Origin of the sequence: Azospirillum endophyticum, from assembly GCF_016595245.1 — a bacterium.
Classification (GTDB): Bacteria; Pseudomonadota; Alphaproteobacteria; order Azospirillales; family Azospirillaceae; genus Azospirillum; species Azospirillum endophyticum.
The window spans coordinates 384,070-403,500 of record NZ_JAENHM010000044.1 but is presented as its reverse complement, the minus strand read 5'-3'; the positions used below and the strand labels follow the sequence as shown (position 1 = coordinate 403,500).

The window sequence follows — 19,431 nt, the reverse complement described above, 5'->3', positions numbered from 1 at the left end:
GCCGCCGGCCTTGCCGCCTCCGCTACCGCCGCCGGGCCGCCGCCGCCGCGGCCGGCTGGCGGCGCCGGTTCGGCCGGTGGCCGCCGCCTGGCCCCGCTGGCGCTGCTCGCCGCCGGCCTTGCGGCCGCGGCGGTGTTCGGTCCGGCCATGCTCGACCGTCTGGGCAGCGACTACAGCACGGCGTCGGGGGAACGGCGCGTCGTCACTCTCGCCGACGGGTCGCAGGTCCAGCTCAACACCGACAGCGCCATTTCGGTCGATTTCAGCGGCTCCGGCCGACGCGTGACCCTGCGGCGTGGCGAGGCCTTCTTCAGCGTGACCGCCGACCGCAGCCGGCCGTTCGAGGTGACGGCGATGGGGGCCGTCACCCGGGTGGTCGGCACCCGTTTCGCCGTGCGCCGGATGGACGAGGCCACCCGCGTGGTGGTGGAGGAGGGGATCGTCGAGGTCCATTGTCCCGCCGGCCTCGCCGCGTCGGAGGACGGCGTCCGCCTGACCGCCGGCGAGGCCGCCCGTTACGAACCGGGCACCTGTCCGACGCGCGAGAACGGGGTGGATGTCGCCCGCGCGACGGCATGGCGCGACGGCCGCGTGGTCTTCGACGGCCGCAGCCTGCGGGAGGTGGTGGGCGAACTGAACCGCTATCGGTCGGGGCCGATCATCCTGCTGGACGCCGAACTGGCGCAGCGCCGGGTCACCGGGGTCTTCGACATCCGTGACCCCGACCGCGCGCTGTCCGCCATCGAACAGGTGCTTCCCGTCAGTGTTCACCGCATCGCCGGCTATCTCGCCGTCCTGACCAAGCGGCCATCCTGACCGGCCTCCCGGCGGGGTGGAAAGCCGGGCGGCTCCTTTTTTGAGAATAATTCGCAGAAAAATTGGAAATCGACGTCAGGGGTTTGGCACCGCCGCCGGTCTCACCAGTCAGGAGGATCCCGGCTTGGCCTTGGCAACGGGCCGCGGGATCGATTGCAGACCGAAGAGACGACGATGGCGACCGACATCCGTGCCGCGGGGGGCGCGGCACAGGCCAGGATTCCGCATCATTCCGCCCTTAATTCCGCCTTTGAACCCTCTCGCAAATCCCTGCGTGCCCTTCTGCTGGCGACCATGGCCTGCGTGGCGACGGCGGGTGGGACCGCGCATGCCCAAACGGCGACTGGTGCGGCGACTGGTACGGCGGCGGGGGATGCCCGCCAATACGACATTCCGGCGCAGCCGCTGTCCTCGGCCCTGACCGATTTCGCCAGCCGGGCCGGCATTCAGCTTCTCTACGGTTCGGACATGACGGCGAACCTGCGCTCTCCCGGAGTCAGCGGGCGGCTGTCGGTCGACCAGGCGCTGCCGAAGCTGCTGCAGGGCACCGGCCTGACTTGGCGCTACACCGATGCCGGCACCGTGACGCTGATGCCGGCCCCGGCGGTATCCGGCGATGCCGGCAGCGCCATCCAGTTGCCGGAGGTCAATGTCCAGGCCACCGCCTGGCGGAGCTGGCAGCCGGTCGAGGGCTATGTCGCGGGGGTGACCACCACCGGCACCAAGACCGACACGCCGCTGATCGAATCGCCGCAGTCGGTCAGCGTGGTGACGCGCGACCAGATGGACGATCAGGGATCGCAGACGGTGTCGCAGACCCTGCGCTACACCCCCGGCGTCCTGGCCGAGGTGCGGCCGAGCGCCCGTTACGACAGCGTGTTCGTGCGCGGCTTCGGCGGGCAGGGTGCCGGTGCGGCCTACGTCAACTTCCTGGACGGGCTTCGGCAGCAGCGCAGCATCTCCTACGCCATCCCGACGGTCGATCCCTGGCTGCTGGAGCGCATCGAGATCCTGCGCGGTCCGGCCTCCGTCCTCTATGGGCAGGCGGGCTCGGGCGGCATCGTCAATCTGGTCAGCCGCCGCCCGACCGAGACCGACACCCACGAGCTGCGCGTGGAGGCCGGCAGCAACGACCGTCTGCAGACCATGTTCGATGCCGGCGGCAAGCTGACGGAGGACGGCCGGTTCCTGTACCGCCTGACCGGCATCGGCCGCAAATCGGGCACGCAGTTCGACGATGTGGACGACGACCGCATCGCCATCGCGCCGGCCATCACCTGGAAGCCGACCTCCGACACCAGCCTGACCGTGCTGGCCAGCTACCAGCGCGACCCGGAGGGCGGATTCTACAATTTCGCGCCGGCGGTCGGCACGGTGCTGCCGAACCGCAACGGCAGGCTCGGCTCCGGCTTCTATGCCGGCGACCCGGCCTATGACAACTACACGCGCAATTCGGCGTCGATCGGCTACCAGTTCGAACACCGGCTGAGCGACGTCTGGACCCTGCGGCAGAACGCCCGCTACAACCACGTCGACTCGTCCTTCAGCGCCATCTCCCTCTCGTCGCTCCAGGCCAACCAGCGCACGGCCAACCGGTCGATCAGCGACGTCGACGACATGGCCAACACGGTGGCGGTCGACAACCAGGCGCAGGCCACGGTGGCGACCGGGCCGGTGGACCACACGCTGCTGTTCGGCACCGACTGGTCGCGCGGCTTCGCCCGTCGCGCCCTGGGCCAGTTCACCGGCGTGACCGTGCCGACCCTGGACATCTTCAATCCGGTCTACGGCTACAATTTCCCCACCGCGCGCAGCGTGCAGACCACGCGGCAGATCCAGACGCAGCTCGGCTTCTACGCGCAGGATCAGGTGGCCTATGAGAACTGGCGCCTGACCGTCGGCGTGCGCCATGACCGCGCCGACAGCGAAACGACGGTCCTGTCCGCCGGCAACAGCCGGACCAGCCAGTCCGACGATGCCTTCACCTGGCGGGCCGGGCTGCTCTACCTGTTCGACACCGGCATCACGCCCTACGTCAACTATTCCACCAGCTTCCTGCCGAATTCCGGCAGCTATTCGCCGGCGCGCGGCGGGGGGGCCTTCTCTCCGACCAAGGGCGAGCAGTATGAGGCCGGCGTCAAGTACCAGCCGCCGGGACTGAACAGCTTCATCCAGCTGGCCGGCTATTCGATCCGCCAGCGCGACGTGCTGACCGCCGATCCGCTGAACACCCTCTACAGCGTCCAGACCGGCGAGATCCGCTCCCGCGGCATCGAGCTGGAGGGGCGGGCGAGCCTGACCAGCAGCCTGGATCTGATCGGCGCCTACAGCTACATCGACGCCGAGGTGACGAAATCCAATACGGCCGGCGTCGCCGGCAACCGCGTGCCGCAGGTGCCGCACCATATGGCGAGCGGCTGGGTCAATTACCGCTTCCAGAGCGGCCCCCTCGCCGGGCTGGAACTGGGCGGCGGCGTCCGCTACGTCGGGCCGACCGCCGGGAACGACGTGAACAGCTTCGAGGTGCCGTCCTACACGCTGGCCGACGCGGCGATCCGCTACGACCTCGGCGCCCTGAAGACCCAATTGACGGGGGCGGAGCTGACGCTGAACGTCACCAACCTGTTCGACAAGGACTATGTGTCCAGCTGCGCCACCGCCACCGCCTGCTTCTTCGGCGACCGGCGGCTGGTGCTGGCGGGGGTGCGCTACAAATGGTGAGCGAGTTGGCGACAAGCGATGGGAGGATGACACGGCGCGGCCTGTTGGGCGCGGCGGCCGCGGCGGTGGCAGCCGACCTGATGACTTGCGGGTCCTCGGCGGCCGGGGAGCCGGTGGCGGTGACGCTGCCCCGCACGGTGCAGTGGGACATGACGGCCGGCGGCGACCCGGCCCGGCCCCATCGCCTCTTCGCATCCTGGCCGGAGACTCCGCCGCCGCCGGAGGGCTGGCCGGTGCTGTATCTGCTGGACGGCAACAGCGTCTTCGGCACGGCGACCGAGGCGATGCGGGTGGTCGGCGGCCATGGCGCGGCGGCGGGGATCCCGCCGGCCCTGGTGGTCGCCATCGGCTATCCGGGCGACAAGCCGTTCGACCAGATGCGGCGGGCGCGGGACTACACGCCGCCGGCCGCCGGAGCGCCGTCCGGGACCGGCGGCGCCGACGCTTTCCTCGACTTCATCGAGAATAACTTGAAGCCGGAGGTGGAGCGGCGGTTCCGGGTCGACCGCGGCCGGCAGACCCTGTTCGGCCATTCCTATGGCGGGCTGTTCGTCCTGCATGCGCTGTTCACCCGCTGCGCGGCGTTCCAGCGCTATGTCGCCGCCAGCCCGTCGATCTGGTGGCAGGACCGCGCCATCCTCGACGGGGAGCGCCGCTTCACCGCGGCTCTCCCGCCGGCCGCTGCCGGCCGCAGCCTGCTGGTGACGGTGGGTGGGAACGAGTTGCAGGCCCCGCCCGGCGAGCCGCCCGATCCGGCGCGCGAGGAGCGTCGGCGCAAGGCGCGGATGGAGGGGAATGCGCGCGAACTGGCGGAGCGGCTGACGGCCCTGGCGCCGCGGGGGCCGGCGGTGGGTTTCGTGTCCTTCGTGGGCGAGACCCATGGGTCGGTCATTCCGGCCGCGGTCAGCCGGGCGGTGGCCGTGGCGCTCCGGCGCTAGGCCCCGATCCGGACAGAACCTGCACCGAGGCCGGTTTCTGGGATTGATCGGAATGGAGCGGCCTGATGTATGGTGGTGTGCACCAGGACTGTAGGGAGCCACTTTCTTGAGCACGGGATTGATCGCACTGCTGGACGACGTGGTCGGCTTGGCGAAGGTCGCGGCCGCGTCCCTGGATGATGCCGCGGGGCAGGCCGCGAAGGCGGGGGCCAAAGCCGCCGGTGTGGTGGTCGACGACGCCGCGGTCACTCCGCGCTACGTCGTCGGATTCACGGCGGATCGGGAGCTGCCGATCATCGGCAAGATCGCTCTCGGTTCCCTGAAGAACAAACTGATCCTGCTGCTGCCGGCCGCCCTGATTCTGAGTCTCGTGGCGCCCTGGGCCATCACGCCGCTGCTGATGATGGGCGGCGCGTTCCTTTGTTACGAAGGGGCGGAGAAGGTCCATGAGGCCATATGGCCGCATGCGGCCCATGCCGGCCAGGCCGGCGAGACCGCCGGCGACCCTGCGGCCGGCCGGCAGTTCGAAGACGCCAAGGTGAGCAGCGCGATCAAGACCGACCTGATCCTGTCCGCAGAGATCATGGCGATCACGCTGTCGACCGTCGCCGCGGAGGTCTCCTCCTTCTGGATGCAGGCCGTGATCCTGGCCGTCGTCGGGACCGGCATCACCATCGTCGTGTATGGTGCGGTGGCCCTGATCGTGAAGGCCGACGATGTCGGCATTTCCCTGGCGCGGAACGACCGCCCTGTTTCCAGCCTCCTGGGGTTGCGCCGTCCCGCTCCCGGCGCGCCGGGCGGTGCGGACCGGGGGCTGCGTCCGCTGACGCAGGGGCTTGGCCGCGGGCTGGTCTACGGGATGCCGCTGTTCCTCAGGCTGCTCGCCCTCGTCGGCACCGCTGCGATGCTCTGGGTCGGCGGAGGCATCATCATCCATGGGCTGGAAGGCTATGGGTTGCAGGAGATCGGGCATGCGATCCACGCCGCCGCCACCACCGTCGGCCAGGCATTTCCGGTGGGCGCGGCGCTGGTGGAGTGGCTGGTGTCGGCGGGCATAGCCGGGGTGGCAGGCCTTTTCATCGGTGCCCTGCTGATCCCGCTGGTCCATAAGGTCGCCATTCCGGTTTTCGCGAAACTGAAAGGGTGAGGATCCCTGCGACGAAAGCCGCCGCACCACGATCCGGAAGGCAATCCGAAGGGCGCCGTCTTGTACGGCCGGGGGGACGGGCCCAACTGTGGTGCGCCTGGAGCCATCGACCGAAAGGATTGAGCCCCATGATCGACCGGCAACGATGGCGCATCGGCCGCCGACGCCCATCAGGGCCTGAGAGGACGCGGGCGCAGACATCGTGCTGACGGGATTCCCGGATTTCGCAGAGTACGGGACCGCGCTCGCCGGCTTCATCGAGGCGCATGCGGAGTGGGCGGAAGTCATCATCTTCCTGATGGCGTTCGCGGAAGGGCTGACCCTCGTCGGGCTTCTCATTCCCGGCGTGGTCATGCTGACCGCGACCGGTGCGCTCGTGGCGGCGGGGGTTCTCGATTTCTGGTCGGTCTATCTGGCGATCGCCGGCGGCGCCATTCTGGGAGACGCCGCGTCCTACTGGCTGGGCCGGCGCTACGGCGAGCGCATGTTCCGGCTCTGGCCGCTCAGCAGGCAGCCCGACCTGCGCCGCCGTGGCGAAGCCTTCTTCCTTCGGCATGGCGGCAAAGGCGTGTTTCTGGCCCGCTTCATCGGCCCGTTGCGCGCCGTCGTGCCGACGACGGCCGGCATGATGGCGATGCCCCACCGGAAGTTCCAGACCTTCAACATCCTGTCCGCGCTGATCTGGGCGCCTCTGCTGATGTCGCCGGGCCATCTGGCCTGGACCGGTTACGACTTGGCCGGATCCGCGGGCCGCGCCGTTCCGGGAGCGGCGGATGGCAGGGCGGCGGAGGGCGCGGGAAAGCCCTGCGTGCCCGCTCCGCCCGTCGACGGGATGCCGGAAAGGCCGGGCTGCTAGCCGGATTGGACAGTCCCGCTGCGCGCGGTCAGCGGGCCGGCAGACGGTCGAGCAGCTCGGGCGCGGGGGTACCGTTGGCCCGCAGCAGGATGGCCTCGCCCGAGGTGGGGAAGATGCCGGTCAGGGCGGTGACGGTGACCTGATGGGTGACCAGCACGACCGGCTTGCCGTCCGGCGGCAGGTCGGCCAGGAACTGGCGCAGTTCGGTGACCCTGTCCTTCTCCTCTTCCGGGCTGCCGATGAATGAGTTGAGGGCCGGCATCTCCTTGACCGGGCCGAGATCCAGCAGCCGGGCGGTGTCCAGGCAGCGGCACCATTGGCTGGACAGCACGCGGGCCTCTCCGATGCCGAGTTGCCGCATCCGTTCGCCGATCCGCCCTGCCTGGGCACGGCCGTCGTCGCTGAGAAGGCGCTGGGTGGAGCAGTCGTCCAGCTTGAAGCCCGGCGGGTCGCCGGTGCCGGGCGCCTCCGCATGGCGCATCAAGACGACGAGGCCGGCCGTCTCCAGCGCCGCTGCCGGCTTGGCGACCGGGATGGCAAGCAGCGCCGCGGCGGAAAGGGCCATCAGGACGCGGCGGCGCAGGACGGGCATCGGTGCTTCCTTGGGTGGTGCGGCCGACCCTTCCTGTCGGATCGGCGGGCAGTCTCGTCGGCGTCTCGTTGGCGCCGAGCATGCCTGAGGAAAGGAAGGGCGTCACCATGCTCCGCAGCCGGCACCCGGTCCGGCGCGAGGATGTCTCAACCCGGGGCCCTCCAAAATGGCTTTGACGGGAGAGGATTCGCCGGCCCCTCAGGGGAACAGTCTGGAAAAGAATCCTTTCCGCTTTTTGGCCAGCCCCTTCGCCAGCTCGCAGTTGCCGCGGATGCCGGGCGGGTCGATCTGGGAGAGGCAGTGTTCGTAGACCGGCAGGAAGGCTTCGTAGTCCTCGATGTCGAACAGCGTGTCGGCCTTCATCATGAGCAACTGGCCGAAGGCTGGTTGCTCATCATCTGATGGAAGCTGTCCGGATCGGGCGTCTGCGCCCGGGTGGCGGCGGGCTGGAGCGCGAGCGTCGAAACGGCGGTGAAAGCCAGGAGCGCGGCGCGAACCGTCCCCGTCGACAGCGTGCAAACAGCCTTCATCGAAAATCTCCTTGGATTTGTGACGATCGACCGGCGGCGTCGGGCCGAAGTCCAACGGGCTTCGCCCACGGCCGGTCGCAGAGGGGACAGGCACCCGTCTCCTGGCCGCGCTGGGAAATACGGCAATGGGCCGCTATCGGTTGGGTCACGCATGGACGGTAGCAGGATCGATCCGGAGACGGGTTCACTGGCGAACTCGATCTTGGCTTAACCGGCTGTTCGCGTATTTTCCAATGGGCGAAAAGGAGAGGAGGGGTGTTCGCCGTTACCCACATGGCGCGCGGAGGCTACCTCAAGGGTCTTCCGTGTGGCGGCGCTCGGCCGGTCATCAGGCCGGATCACCGAAAGCCGGATTCGACGTGGGCCGTGATCCGATCTAAATGCATTCGGCCATCTGCGAGGCGACCGATTGAACGATGACGTGAAGAATACCGTGTCGGCCATCGAGGGCAGCGAGGCTATGGGCGTCTCCGAAGCGGCAGGCAGATCGTCGGCGACACGGCTCTATGCGATCCTTGCCCGGACGGCGCGCACGGGCGTGATCTTCCGGCGCGGGCCGTCGCGACAGGTTCAGTTGATCCGCTGGGATTTGCACGACGACACAGTCGAGCATGGCCAGTGGTTCAAGGGCCGCATCTATGAACGGCGCTGCGATCTCTCCCCCTCGGGCAGGCTGCTGGTCTACTTCGCGGCGACCTATCGCCCGCCCTACGGAAGCTGGACGGCCTTGTCCGAGCCCCCCTTCCTCACGGCGCTGGCGCTGTGGCCGAAGGGCGACGGCTGGGGCGGCGGCGGCATGTTCGAGGACGAGGAGACGCTCCTTCTCAACCATCGGGCCGCCCCCGATTCAAAGGGCTTCGAACTGGCCGAAGGGTTCCGGTTGGCCGCGGACATGCGGGTGAAGCCGCTCGGCGAGCGATCGGGCAGTGGCGAGGACAATCCGGTCAACTGGGCGATCCGCAGCCGCGATGGCTGGCGCATGGTCGCCGAAGGCCAGGGGCGGAAGGGCGGACGGCGGGCCGGCGCGTTCTACGCATTCGAAGCCCCGCGGATCGTCGAGAAGGAGGGAGAGGGCGGACGGCGGCTGCAAGAATTGCTGCATGCCATCGGACGGAGGGAAAGCGCCTGGTACGACCTCAGCCATCGCGTCCTTGATCGTGAAGGACAGGTGCTGGTCGATCTCCCCGGAAGCGACTGGGCCGACTGGGACGGCGGCGACCTCGTCTTCGCCCGCGACGGCTGCCTCTACCGGTTGCCGGAAAGCGCCCTCGGAGGCCATGCGCGACCGGGGGGCGACGCCGCCCGCCTGCTTCACGACTTCAGGAACGCCCGCTTCGCAGCGATCCCGCCAGCGGAGAAGCGCCATCAGGACGGATGATGTGCGGGACCGGTGCCAATGGGAAGGGGCGCCGGCGCCGGAGATGCCCCGGCGCTCCCTCCGGTCCGGCCTGGCGGATTCACACAACTCAGAGCACCATTAAACCTCTGGAATCAAAGAAACTCTGCGTCATCCCCGCGAAGGAGTTTGTGAAGAAATCGGTGACTCGCTGAGAGAAGCCCCAAGTTCGAACCATGTCGCGTTGGATCGCATCGTGCGCTTTCCTCGGCCGTCATTCCCGCGAAGACGGGCATCCAGTCTTCACAAGCACTTGTGTTGGAAATCCTGGTTCCCCGCCTCCGCGGGGATGACGAGTGGGAGACGTGCGCGCCTACGGAATCAGGGTTCTCTTATGTGCGTTCGATTTCTTCACAGGCTCCTTCGCGGGAATGACGGTCGAATAAGTCACCTGATGCCATTGCCTCAATGACCCGTGAGATCCGTGACTGCCGTAGCCGGTCCGGCAGTCCGGTCAGTAGGTGTAGAACATGGTCTGGATGGCCTTGCTGTCGGTCGTCCTGGTGAGGGCCAGCATCAGCAGGATGCGCGCCTTCTGCGGGTTGAGGGTGTCGCTGGCGACGAAATCCAGCTCGTCGTCGTTGGCCTCGCCGTTGCGGGCGACGATGCCGTTGCCGACGCGGGACGAGCGGACGATCACCACCCCCTGCTTGCGGGCGTCGGTCAGGCCGGGCTTCATCGCGTTGGACAGGCTGCCGTCGCCGACACCGGCATGGATGATGCCCTTGGCGCCCGCCTTCACCAAAGCGTCGAGCGCCGTGCGGTTGTTGTTGGCGTAGCCATAGACGATGTCGACCTGCGGCAGGCTGTCGAGGGTGGAGATGTCGAACTCGGCCTCGGCAGTGTGCTTGCGCACGACCTGCCGGTAGAAATGCGCCTTGTTGTCCTGCATGTAGCCGAGGAAGCCCAGTTCCGGCGTGCGGAAAGTGTCGGCGGTCGAGGTGTTGGTCTTGGTCACGTCGCGGCCGGCGTTGATCTGGTCGTTCAGCGAGACCAGCACGCCCTTGCCGACGGCGTCCTTGGAGCCGGCCAGCGTCACCGCGTTGTAGAGGTTGACCGGGCCGTCGGCGCTGATGGCGGTGGAGGGACGCATGGCGCCGACGATCACCACCGGCTTGGTGCTCTTGACCGTCAGGTTCAGGAAATAGGCGGTTTCCTCGATGGTGTCGGTGCCATGGGTGATGACGATGCCGTCGACGTCCTTCTGCGCCAGCAACTCGTTGACCCGCTTGGCCAGCTTCAGCCAATGGTCGTTGGTCATGTTCTCGCTGGCGATCTGGAAGACCTGTTCGCCCTTGACGTTGGCGACCTTCTTCAGTTCCGGCACCGCTTCGATCAGCTTCTCGACGCCGACCTTGGCCGCGGTGTAGCCGACGGTGGTGGTGCTGGTGGCGCCGGTGCCGGCGATGGTGCCGCCGGTCGCCAGGATGGTCACGTTCGGCAGCGCGTCGGCGGCAACGGCCGCGGTTCCGGTCAGCAGCAGCGCGGCGAGCCCAGCGGCGATGACGGTGCGGGCGGTGGTCTTCAGCATGGCGTTCCTCTCCCATTACGATTTTCTTGGCCGGCCCTTGCCAGCCCTTGGGAGTGCGCAACCTACGCAATGCCATTGAATGCCCTTGCTCAGGGCCATGAACAGTTTGCACAACAAATGTGAACGGCCGTTCGCAACTGCATCGCCGTCCAGTCTCCGCTTGCCGGAGCGGCGGCCCGCCCCATGTGTGGCGGGGATGCCCGACGATAAGGGAGAGCGTCATCATGGCCCGCAACCGCCTGCCCGACACCCGATCCCGTATCCTTGTTGCCGCCAGCTTCGCGGTTACGGCGGCGGTCGCCCTGCCGGCGCTCGCCCATCATGGCTGGGGCGGCTACGACGCCGGCAAGACGCTGACCCTGACCGGCACGGTCGAGCAGTTCGCCTTCAGCAACCCCCACGCGATGCTGAACCTTCAATCGGACGGCAGGCTGTGGCATGTGGTGCTGGCGCCGCCGGGCCGCATGACCGCGCGCGGCCTGCCGGACGGCACGATCAAGCCCGGCGAGACGGTCACCGTCGTCGGCTATGCCAGCAAGTCCGACCCGGCGGAGCTGCGGGCGGAGCGCATTGCCGTCGGCGGCCAGACCGTCGAGCTGCGCTGATGGACCATAGTCTGGGCCCGACAGGCCCTGGCTGGCTGGTGGCGCTGGAGACCTCCGGCCTGGGGGATACGCTGCGCCAGTCGCTGTGGCTCTATCCGCTGGTCGAGGTGCTGCACATCCTGGGGCTGGCGCTGCTGATCGGGTCGATCGCCGCCTTCGACCTGCGGCTGATGGGACTGCACGCCCGCCTGCCGGCCGAGGCGCTGTCGCGGCTGCTGCTGCCGGTGGCGGCCGTCGGCTTCGTCCTGGTGGTGCCGACCGGCCTGCTGCTGTTCATCAGCGAGGCGACGGCGCTGGCCCGCAATCCCGCCTTCCTTGTCAAGATCGGCCTGATGGTGCTGGCATTGGGCAACGTCGCCCTGTTCCACCGGGGGGCCGGCCGGCGGATTCTCGATTGGGGCGGCGGCGGGAGGCCGCCGCCGGCCGCACGCGTCGCCGGAGCGGTCTCCCTCCTGCTGTGGGTGGGCGTGCTGGCATCGGGACGGCTGATCGCCTACCTGTAGCCACCCACCTGCAGGTTGCCCATCCGTCGGTTTCCCCGCGGCTCAGGCCCGGTCGGCGAAGTCGGTGCCGCGGGTCACCGCCTCCCAGGCGTCGATTTCCGCGATCACGGCGCCGAGCTTGGCGCGGGCGCGGCCGAGGGCGTCGGACCCCAGCAGCAGGTGGAGCGGCGGGGCGTCGGAGCGGACGGCGGCCAGGATGGCCTGCGCCCCGCGATCCGGATCGCCGAGCTGGCGGCCGGCCATGCCGTCGAAGGCGGACGACACCCGCCCGACGCTGTCGGCGTAGGCGACATCCTCGGCAGCGCTCTTGCGGATCGAATGGGGGGACAGGAAGTCGGTGCGGAAGGCACCGGGCGCCACCGCCGTCACCTTGATGCCGAGGGGGGCCACCTCCTGGGCGAGGCTGGAGGACAGACCTTCCAGCGCATGCTTGGCCGCCGCATAGAGGCCGGCGCCGGCGCCGGGCGCCCGTCCGGCGATGGAGGTGATGTTGACGATGTGCCCGGCCCCCTGGGCGCGCAGGCGGGGCAGAGCGGCGCGGATGATGCGGAAGGGGGCGAACACGTCGACCGCGAACAGCCGGGCGACTTCGGCATCGGTCGCCTGTTCGACCGCCCCCAGCAGACCGTAGCCGGCATTGTTGACGATCACGTCGAGACGGTCGGCGAGGGCGAAGGCTTGGCCGACGGCAGCCTCGGCCGCGTCGCCGTCGGCGAGGTCGACGGTGAGGACATGCAGGGTGCCGCGCCCGGCGGGGAGGTCCGGCCTGCCGCCGCGGACGGTGCCGATGACGGTGTCCCCCTCCGCCAGCGCCGCCTTGGCGAGTGCCAGCCCGAGGCCGCGCGAGATGCCGGTGATGAACCATGTGGTCATGGGAAGTCTCCTTTCGCGGCCAGAGATACATCCGGTGGGTTGCTCACAGAATGCCCGGATTTCTGATGAGACTTGTAAGCCTGGATGAAGAATGCTCTTCTGATCCGCATGGATCCCTTGCTCTCCGGCAGCGACTACAATCAGCTTCGCGCGTTCCTCGCCGTCGGCGAGACGCTGAGCTTCAGCCGCGCGGCGGAGCGGCTGGGCGTTTCCCCCTCGGCGCTCAGCCAGCTGGTGCGCGGCTTCGAGGAGCGGGTCGGGGTGCGGCTGCTCAACCGGACCACGCGCAGCGTCGCGCTGACCGACGCCGGCGAGAATCTGTTCCGCCGCGTGCAGCCGGCCGTCTCGGAACTCGGCGACGCGATCGGGCAGGTGCGCCGGTATCGCGACCGTCCGTCCGGCACCGTGCGCATCCACAGCTTCCGCGCGGCGGCGGAACTCTACATCGAACCGATGCTGGCGGCCTTCGCGCAGGATTTTCCCGATGTGGTGCTGGACATCACGCTGGACGATGCGGTGGTGGATCTGGTGGCGGGCGGCTTCGATGCGGCCATCCGGATCGGCGAAGTGATCGACCGCGACATGGTTGCCGTCCGTCTCGGTCCGGACCTGCGGCAGATCGCCGTGGCGTCGCCCGACTATCTGGACCGCCATGGCCGGCCGGAGCATCCGCGCGACCTGGTCGACCACCGCTGTGTCCGCTGGCGCTGGCCGGGCCATGTGATGCCCTATGCCTGGGAGTTCTTCGAGAACGGCTCCTGGTTCGAGGTCGCGGTCGACGGGCCGTTGATCTTCAACGACAAGGACATGGCGTTGCGCGCGACCCTGCGGGGACTCGGCATCGGCTTCTGCGTCGAGGATGCGGTGGCCGGGCCTGTCGCGGCGGGAGAGCTGGTTCCGTTGCTGGAGGGCTGGTCCGCCGCCTTTCCCGGCCGGTTCCTGTGCTATCCGCGCCAGCGGCAGATGGCGCCGGCCCTGCGGGCCTTCATCGACGCGGTTCGCGCCGCCGATGCCGGGACGGCTGGCAAGACGGATGCGCGGCCGGCGCAGGAGGATGGTCGCCGTCCTTGAAACCCGTGCCGTTGCCTGGGCAGAGTGGCCGGAACGCTTCCGCTTCGAAGGAAAATCTCCGTGAGCACCCTGGGACGCACCGTTGCGGTGGCCTCGTCGCTGATCCTGTCCCTTTTCGTCTGGGTGGCAGGCCCGGGCGAGGCGGTGGCGGAGCGGCGGGTGGCGCTGGTGTTGGGCAACAGCACCTATCAGTTCGCGCCTCGGCTGCCCAACCCGACCAATGACGCCAAGGCGATGGCGGAGTCCCTGCGCGCGGCCGGATTCGAACTGATCGGCGGGGCGCCGCAACTCGACTTGGATCGGGCCGGAACCGAGCGGGCGATCCGCAGCTTCGGCACCAAGCTGGCCGGGGCGGATGTCGGGCTGTTCTTCTATGCCGGGCATGGCATGCAGGCGCGCGGCACCAATTTCCTGCTGCCGGTCTCCGCCAACCTGGAGAAGGAAGCGGACGTCCGCTACGAGCTGATCGACGTCGCCATGGTGCTGGACGAGATGGCGCAGGCGGAAAGCCGGCTGAACATCGTCATCCTGGATGCCTGCCGCAACAATCCCTTCGGCGGCCGCGGCCTGCGCGCGGTGTCGCCGGGACTGGCGCAGATGCAGGCGCCGGCCGGAACCATCATCGCCTATGCGACCCAGCCGGGCGCGGTGGCGGCCGATGGCGCCGGTTCGAACAGCCCCTACACCGAAGCGCTGTCGAAGGCCCTGCTGAAGCCGGGGGAGACGGTGTTCGACGTCTTCAACGATGTCGGCATCGCGGTGAAGCGCAACACCGGCGGCGTCCAGCAGCCCTGGGTGTCGGCCTCCCCCATCGAGGGGCGCTTCTATTTCCTGGGGCCGACCACCGTGGTGACGGCACCTGCCGCCGACACCGGGAACAAGGCATCGGCCGCGCCCGCCGACAAGGAGGCGCTGTTCTGGGATAGCATCAAGGGCAGTTCCAACCGCGGCCTGTTCGAGGCCTATCTGAAGCAGTTCCCGCAAGGCATCTTCGCCCCCATCGCCGAGGCGCGCGTCGCCGAGCTGGGCGGGGTGGCGGGTGGCGCGACCGATACTGGCGCAACCAATCCTGGCGCGACCGGCACCGTCGCTCCGGCCGCTTCGGAGCGGGCGCCGGTGTCGGTCGCGGCGCTGGCCGCCCCGCCGGTTCCGGCCCCGGCCGCCCCGCCGGCCAAAGCGGTGGATGTGGCGGCGATCCCCTATCTCAGCGCCAAGGCGCGCGATGCCCTGGCGCTGTATCCGGGCCTGCCGTCGCCCAAGGCGCTGGCGATCTCCACCAAGGGGAACTACGCCTATTTCTCCAACAAATCGAACAGCCGGAACGAGGACGACGTCAAACGCGGCGCCCTGCAATATTGCCAGTACCGCGCGGAGGAACCCTGCACCCTCTACGCCGTGGACGATGCGGTGGTGATGGGGGCGAAGGGCTTCACGCCGATGCCGGTGGAGCTCGTCGGGACCGGCCGCTTCGATCCGGCGCGCGTCCCCTTCGTCAGCGACCACACCCGCAAGGTCGGCATGGTGAACTACCAGCGCAACACCGGGCATAAGGCGCTGGCCGTGACCCTGGCCGGCCGCTGGGCCACGGTCTGGGACCGCGACAGCGAGGAGGAGGCGAAGGAGGCGGCGCTGGAGCGCTGCGGGCAGTCCGGCAAGGACGACTGCATGCTCTACGCCGTCGATGACAGGATCGTCCTCGACGAGGTGCCGGAAGAGGAGGAAGACGCGGAAGAGGAGTGATCGGACGCTCGATACGAGGCGCCGTCCAAGGCCGGGTACCGCAAACGGCTACCACCGGCGGGGGGCTGCATTTGCGTCATCCTCACTGACCGTTTGTGCGCGATCATCGCCCAATGATGGCTGCGCGTGGTCTTGAGGCCGGGTGTATGTCTTTCAATCATTGGAATCTTTCGTTCCACCGCTGCCCTGTCGCGCGACGCGGCGGGAGCGGTCGCGACGACTCCAGGATGATTGACATGACCCCAAGCGACGCCCCGAAGACGGGCCAGCCAAGCGTGTTCCACACCAGCCGCCGCCGCTTCCTCGCCACCACGGCGATGGGGCTGGTGGCGCTGTCCGCCTCCGGCGCCAGTGCGAAAATCCTGTTCGGAACCGGACTGCCCTGGGATTCGGGTTCGATCGAGCCGCCGCGGCAGGTGCTTCCCGGCCCCTGGACCTTCTTCACCCCGCGCGAGGGGGAGATGGTGGAGGCCATCGCCGAGCGGTTGATCCCCGCCGACGACCTCAGCGTAAGCGGCAAGGATGCCGGCTGCGCCGTCTTCATCGACCGGCAGCTGTCCGGCCATTACGGCACCTCGGACCGGCTCTACATGAAGGGGCCGTTCCAGCCCGGCCTGCCGACCCAGGGCGACCAGAGCGACCTGACCCCGGTGGTCAAGTACCGCCAGGGGCTGAAGGCGCTGGACGACCATTGCCGCCGGACCATGGGCGGCAAGAGCTTCACCGACCTGTCGCCGGAGCAGAAGGACCAGCTTCTGGCGGCGATGGAGAAGGACGAGGTGACGTTCGACGGCCCGGTCGGCGCCGGCAGCTTCTTCAGCCTGATCCTGCAGAACACCATGGAGGGCTTCTTCGCCGACCCGATTTATGGCGGCAACCGCGACATGGTCAGCTGGAAGATGATCGGCTTCCCCGGCACCCGCTACGACTATCGGGACCATGTGCTGAAGCACAATCAGAAATATACGGCACCGCCGGTGTCGATCGGCGGCCGCGGCGACTGGGCCAGGAAGGGCTGAGGAATGGCGCGAAAACTTCCCCGCAAGGATGTGGTGGTCATCGGTCTCGGCTGGACCGGGTCGATCATCGCCAACGAGCTGTGCGACGAAGGGCTGGACGTGGTGGCGCTGGAGCGCGGCCCCTGGCGCGACACCGCCACCGACTTCAACATCGGCTATGCCCCCGACGAGCTGCGCTACAACGCGCGGCAGGAGCTGATGCTGCGCCCGGCGCAGACCGCGGTGACCGCCCGCAACAACGCCGACCAGACGGCGCTGCCGATGCGGCAATACGGATCCTTCCATCCCGGCAACGGCGTCGGCGGGGCCGGCGTGCATTGGGCCGGCATCACCTGGCGCTTCTCGCCGGCCGACTTCCGGCTGAAGTCTCATTATACCGAGCGTTATGGCGCCCAGAGCATACCGGAGGACATGACGATCCAGGACTGGGGCCTGACCTATGAGGAGATGGAGCCCTATTACGACCGGTTCGAGTATCTGGCCGGCGTGTCGGGCAAGGCCGGGAACCTGGACGGCCGGATGCAGGAGGGAGGCAATCCGTTCGAGGGCGCCCGCAAGCGCGAATATCCCAACCCGCCGATGATGCAGACCTTCGGCCCCACTTTGTTCGCCGAGACGGCGGCGAAGATGGGCTACAAGCCTTTCCCGATCCCGTCCTCGCTGCTGTCGCGCACCTATACCAACCCGCTGGGCGTGACGATGGGGCAGTGCACCTTCTGCGGCTTCTGCACCAATTACGGCTGCGCCAACTATTCCAAGGCCAGCGCCCAGACCACCGTGCTGCCGGTCCTGATGCGTAAGCCCAACTTCGAGCTGCGCACGCTGTGCGAGGTGCTGAAGGTCAACCTGGATTCAACGGGGAAGAAGGCGACCGGCGTCACCTATGTCGACACGTCGGGCGACGAGTTCGAACAGCCGGCCGATCTGGTGATCCTCTGCGCCTTCATGCTGGACAATGTGCGGCTGATGCTGCTGTCCGGCATCGGCAAGCCCTACGACGTCCGCAGCGGCACGGGCGTGGTGGGGCGGAACTTCTGTTACCAGATGGCCAACCAGGTCGTCGGCTTCTTCGATCCCGCCAAGTACAACTTCAACAACTTCATCGGCGGCGGCGCCACCGGCATGGCGATCGACGAGCTGAACAACGACAATTTCGACCATGGGCCGCTGGGCTTCCTCGGCGGCGGCAGCACGCGCTGCGCGCCGATCGGGGCGGAGCCGATCTCCAAGCGGCCGACCCCGCCGGGCAGCCCGACCTGGGGCTCGGGCTGGAAGAAGGCGATGCGGGACAGCTATCTCAGCAACCTCAGCGTCGGCTGCGAGGCCAGCAGCTATGCCAACCGCGGCAATTTCCTCGACCTCGACCCCACCTACACCGACCGGCTCGGCCGGCCGCTGATGCGCATCACCTTCGACTTCCCCGAGAACGACGTGAAGATGTCGGCCTACGTCACGAAGAAGGTGGCGGAGATCGTTCGAGCGATGGGGGCGCAGGCGATCGACGAGAATCCGCGCACCGGTCCGTGGTCGGTGGTGCCCTACCAATCCACCCATGTGGTCGGCGGCACGGCGATGGGGGCGGATCCCTCCACCAGCGTGGTCAACCCGTACCTGCAGAGCTGGGACGTGCCGAACGTCTTCACGGTGGGGGCGAACGTCTTCCCGCAGAACTCCGGCTACAACCCGACCGGAACCGTCGGGGCGCTGGCCTACCGCGCGGCGGACGCGATCCGCAGCCGCTACCTGAAATCCCCCGGCCCCTTGGTGCAGGCATGACCAGGACCCGTCTCGCCGTCGCCGCTGCGGCGGCCCTGCTGTTCGCGGCGGTGCCGTCCATCCTCTCCGCTCCGGCCCGGGCCGACGACCAGGATTTCGCCCTGATCGAGCGTGGCCGCTATGTCGCCACCACCGCAGACTGCGTCGCCTGCCACAGCCTGCCAAGCGGCAAGCCCTATGCCGGCGGATCGGCCCTGCAGACGCCCTTCGGCACGCTGGTCGCCCCCAACATCACGCCGGACCGCGGGACCGGCATCGGCAACTGGACGGAGGAGGACCTGCGGCGCACGCTGCGCGAAGGCATCGGCCGCGGCGGCAAGCGGCTCTACCCCGCCATGCCGTATCCCGCCTACACCCGGATGACCGACGACGACATCCGCGCATTGTGGGCCTATCTGCGGACTCTGGAGCCGGTGAGCAACGCCGTCGAGGCCAACCAGCTGCCCTTCCCCTTCAACATCCGGCTGCTGATGGCGGGCTGGAACCTGCTGAACTTCGAACCGGAGCCCTTCAAGCCCGATCCGCAGAAGTCGGCGGAGTGGAACCGCGGCGCCTATCTGGTACAGGCGCTGGGTCATTGCGGCACCTGCCACACACCCAAGACCATGCTGGGCGCCGACGACACCGGCCGGGCGCTCCAGGGTGCCAACCTCCAGGCCTGGTACGCGCCGTCGATCACCGCCGACAAGCGGCAGGGCATCGGCGGCTGGACGGCGGATCAACTCGTCGCCTATCTGAAGACCGGGGCGAACCACCAGTCACTGGCCTCCGGCCCGATGGCGGAGGAGATCCAGAACTCCAGCTCCAGGATGACGGACGCCGATTTGAAGGCGATCGCCGCCTATCTGCTGGACCGGAAGCCGCCGGGGACGCAGGCCCAGACGGCGACCGTGGCGGCGGACGACGCGCGGATGAGGACGGGCGGGGCGGTCTACACCGATACCTGCATGGCCTGCCATGGCGGCGACGGCAAGGGCCAGACCTTCCTGTTCCCGACGCTGGCCGGCAGCGGGGTGGTGCAGGCCGACGATCCGGCGACGCTGATCCGGCTCGTGCTGGACGGATCCCGCGCGGTGGCGACCGACGACCGTCCGACCGGCCCGGCGATGCCGCCGCTGGGATGGCGGCTGACCGATGCCGATGTGGCGGCGGTCGTCACCTACATCCGCAACAGCTGGAGCAACGCGGCTCCGCCGGTCAGCGCCGACGACGTGGCGAAAATGCGCAAGACGCTGGCGCAGGTGAACTGACGGCCGCGAAGCGCGGCGTAACCGCATAGGCCGCTGTGGAATTGGCCGCTGGACTTGACCGGCGGCC

17 protein-coding genes are annotated in these 19,431 nt (G+C 68.5%); 13 read left to right on the top strand and 4 right to left on the bottom strand.

The features are described from left to right. The 5 genes from JHL17_RS15170 to JHL17_RS15150 all read left to right on the top strand — a co-directional run. Positions 1-816 (top strand): FecR family protein (locus JHL17_RS15170; RefSeq protein ID WP_200194325.1); only part of this gene is annotated, 816 nt, incomplete at its 5' end. A 174-nt stretch (positions 817-990) separates the two neighbouring features. Further along, entirely contained in the window at positions 991-3,537 is a 2,547-nt protein-coding gene (locus JHL17_RS15165; protein ID WP_200194324.1) for a TonB-dependent siderophore receptor, read from the top strand. Between the two features lie 26 nt (positions 3,538-3,563). Continuing rightward, positions 3,564-4,475 (top strand): alpha/beta hydrolase, encoded by a 912-nt coding sequence (locus tag JHL17_RS15160; protein WP_200194323.1) that lies wholly within the window; start codon positions 3,564-3,566, stop codon positions 4,473-4,475. 106 nt (positions 4,476-4,581) lie between these two features. Further along, positions 4,582-5,622, top strand: coding sequence for a DUF808 domain-containing protein (locus JHL17_RS15155; RefSeq protein ID WP_200194322.1), 1,041 nt, complete (start codon positions 4,582-4,584; stop codon positions 5,620-5,622). Between the two features lie 202 nt (positions 5,623-5,824). Beyond that, a complete protein-coding gene (locus tag JHL17_RS15150; protein ID WP_200194321.1) occupies positions 5,825-6,478 on the top strand; it encodes a VTT domain-containing protein in 654 nt (217 codons plus the stop codon). A gap of 28 nt (positions 6,479-6,506) precedes the next feature. Here the strand turns inward: JHL17_RS15150 and JHL17_RS15145 are convergent, their stop codons facing one another. After that, positions 6,507-7,070, bottom strand: a complete 564-nt coding sequence (locus JHL17_RS15145) for a histidine phosphatase family protein (RefSeq protein ID WP_200194320.1) — start codon at positions 7,068-7,070, stop codon at positions 6,507-6,509. 198 nt (positions 7,071-7,268) lie between these two features. Continuing rightward, positions 7,269-7,655: a hypothetical protein gene (locus tag JHL17_RS15140; protein ID WP_200194319.1), complete on the bottom strand. Its 387-nt coding sequence runs from the start codon at positions 7,653-7,655 to the stop codon at positions 7,269-7,271. Positions 7,656-8,021: 366 nt separating this feature from the next. Between JHL17_RS15140 and JHL17_RS15135 the strand changes: the two genes are divergently transcribed. Further along, positions 8,022-8,978 carry a hypothetical protein gene (locus tag JHL17_RS15135; protein WP_200194318.1) on the top strand — a complete coding sequence of 319 codons (957 nt, stop codon included), beginning with the start codon at positions 8,022-8,024 and terminating at the stop codon, positions 8,976-8,978. 472 nt (positions 8,979-9,450) lie between these two features. Here JHL17_RS15135 and JHL17_RS15130 read toward each other — a convergent pair whose 3' ends face one another. Beyond that, positions 9,451-10,527: a type II asparaginase gene (locus JHL17_RS15130; protein WP_247893548.1), complete on the bottom strand. Its 1,077-nt coding sequence runs from the start codon at positions 10,525-10,527 to the stop codon at positions 9,451-9,453. Positions 10,528-10,751: 224 nt separating this feature from the next. On the opposite strand from JHL17_RS15130, the gene JHL17_RS15125 reads away from it, so the two are divergent. Together JHL17_RS15125 and JHL17_RS15120 are read left to right on the top strand one after the other, a co-directional pair. Continuing rightward, the gene (locus JHL17_RS15125) at positions 10,752-11,132 is read left to right on the top strand and encodes a DUF6152 family protein (protein ID WP_200194317.1); all 381 of its coding nucleotides are present in this window, start codon (positions 10,752-10,754) and stop codon (positions 11,130-11,132) included. Next, entirely contained in the window at positions 11,132-11,635 is a 504-nt protein-coding gene (locus tag JHL17_RS15120) for a hypothetical protein (RefSeq protein WP_200194316.1), read from the top strand. Before JHL17_RS15125 ends, JHL17_RS15120 begins: the two co-directional genes overlap by 1 nt. 42 nt (positions 11,636-11,677) lie before the next feature. Here the strand turns inward: JHL17_RS15120 and JHL17_RS15115 are convergent, their stop codons facing one another. Beyond that, positions 11,678-12,508 (bottom strand): SDR family NAD(P)-dependent oxidoreductase, encoded by an 831-nt coding sequence (locus JHL17_RS15115; RefSeq protein ID WP_200194315.1) that lies wholly within the window; start codon positions 12,506-12,508, stop codon positions 11,678-11,680. Between the two features lie 84 nt (positions 12,509-12,592). Here JHL17_RS15115 and JHL17_RS15110 point away from each other — a divergent pair, with 84 nt between their 5' ends. The 5 genes from JHL17_RS15110 to JHL17_RS15090 all read left to right on the top strand — a co-directional run bounded on the left by JHL17_RS15110 (position 12,593) and on the right by JHL17_RS15090 (position 19,364). Continuing rightward, positions 12,593-13,579: a LysR family transcriptional regulator gene (locus tag JHL17_RS15110; protein ID WP_247893547.1), complete on the top strand. Its 987-nt coding sequence runs from the start codon at positions 12,593-12,595 to the stop codon at positions 13,577-13,579. Between the two features lie 60 nt (positions 13,580-13,639). After that, on the top strand, positions 13,640-15,319 hold the full coding sequence (locus JHL17_RS15105) for a caspase family protein (protein ID WP_345773820.1): 1,680 nt from the start codon (positions 13,640-13,642) through the stop codon (positions 15,317-15,319). A gap of 236 nt (positions 15,320-15,555) precedes the next feature. Continuing rightward, positions 15,556-16,338 carry a gluconate 2-dehydrogenase subunit 3 family protein gene (locus JHL17_RS15100; protein ID WP_247893546.1) on the top strand — a complete coding sequence of 261 codons (783 nt, stop codon included), beginning with the start codon at positions 15,556-15,558 and terminating at the stop codon, positions 16,336-16,338. Positions 16,339-16,341: 3 nt separating this feature from the next. Continuing rightward, positions 16,342-18,114, top strand: a complete 1,773-nt coding sequence (locus JHL17_RS15095; protein WP_200194313.1) for a GMC family oxidoreductase — start codon at positions 16,342-16,344, stop codon at positions 18,112-18,114. Continuing rightward, positions 18,111-19,364, top strand: a complete 1,254-nt coding sequence (locus JHL17_RS15090) for a cytochrome c (protein ID WP_200194312.1) — start codon at positions 18,111-18,113, stop codon at positions 19,362-19,364. The genes JHL17_RS15095 and JHL17_RS15090 overlap by 4 nt, the downstream gene beginning before the upstream one ends. Positions 19,365-19,431: the final 67 nt, after the last annotated feature.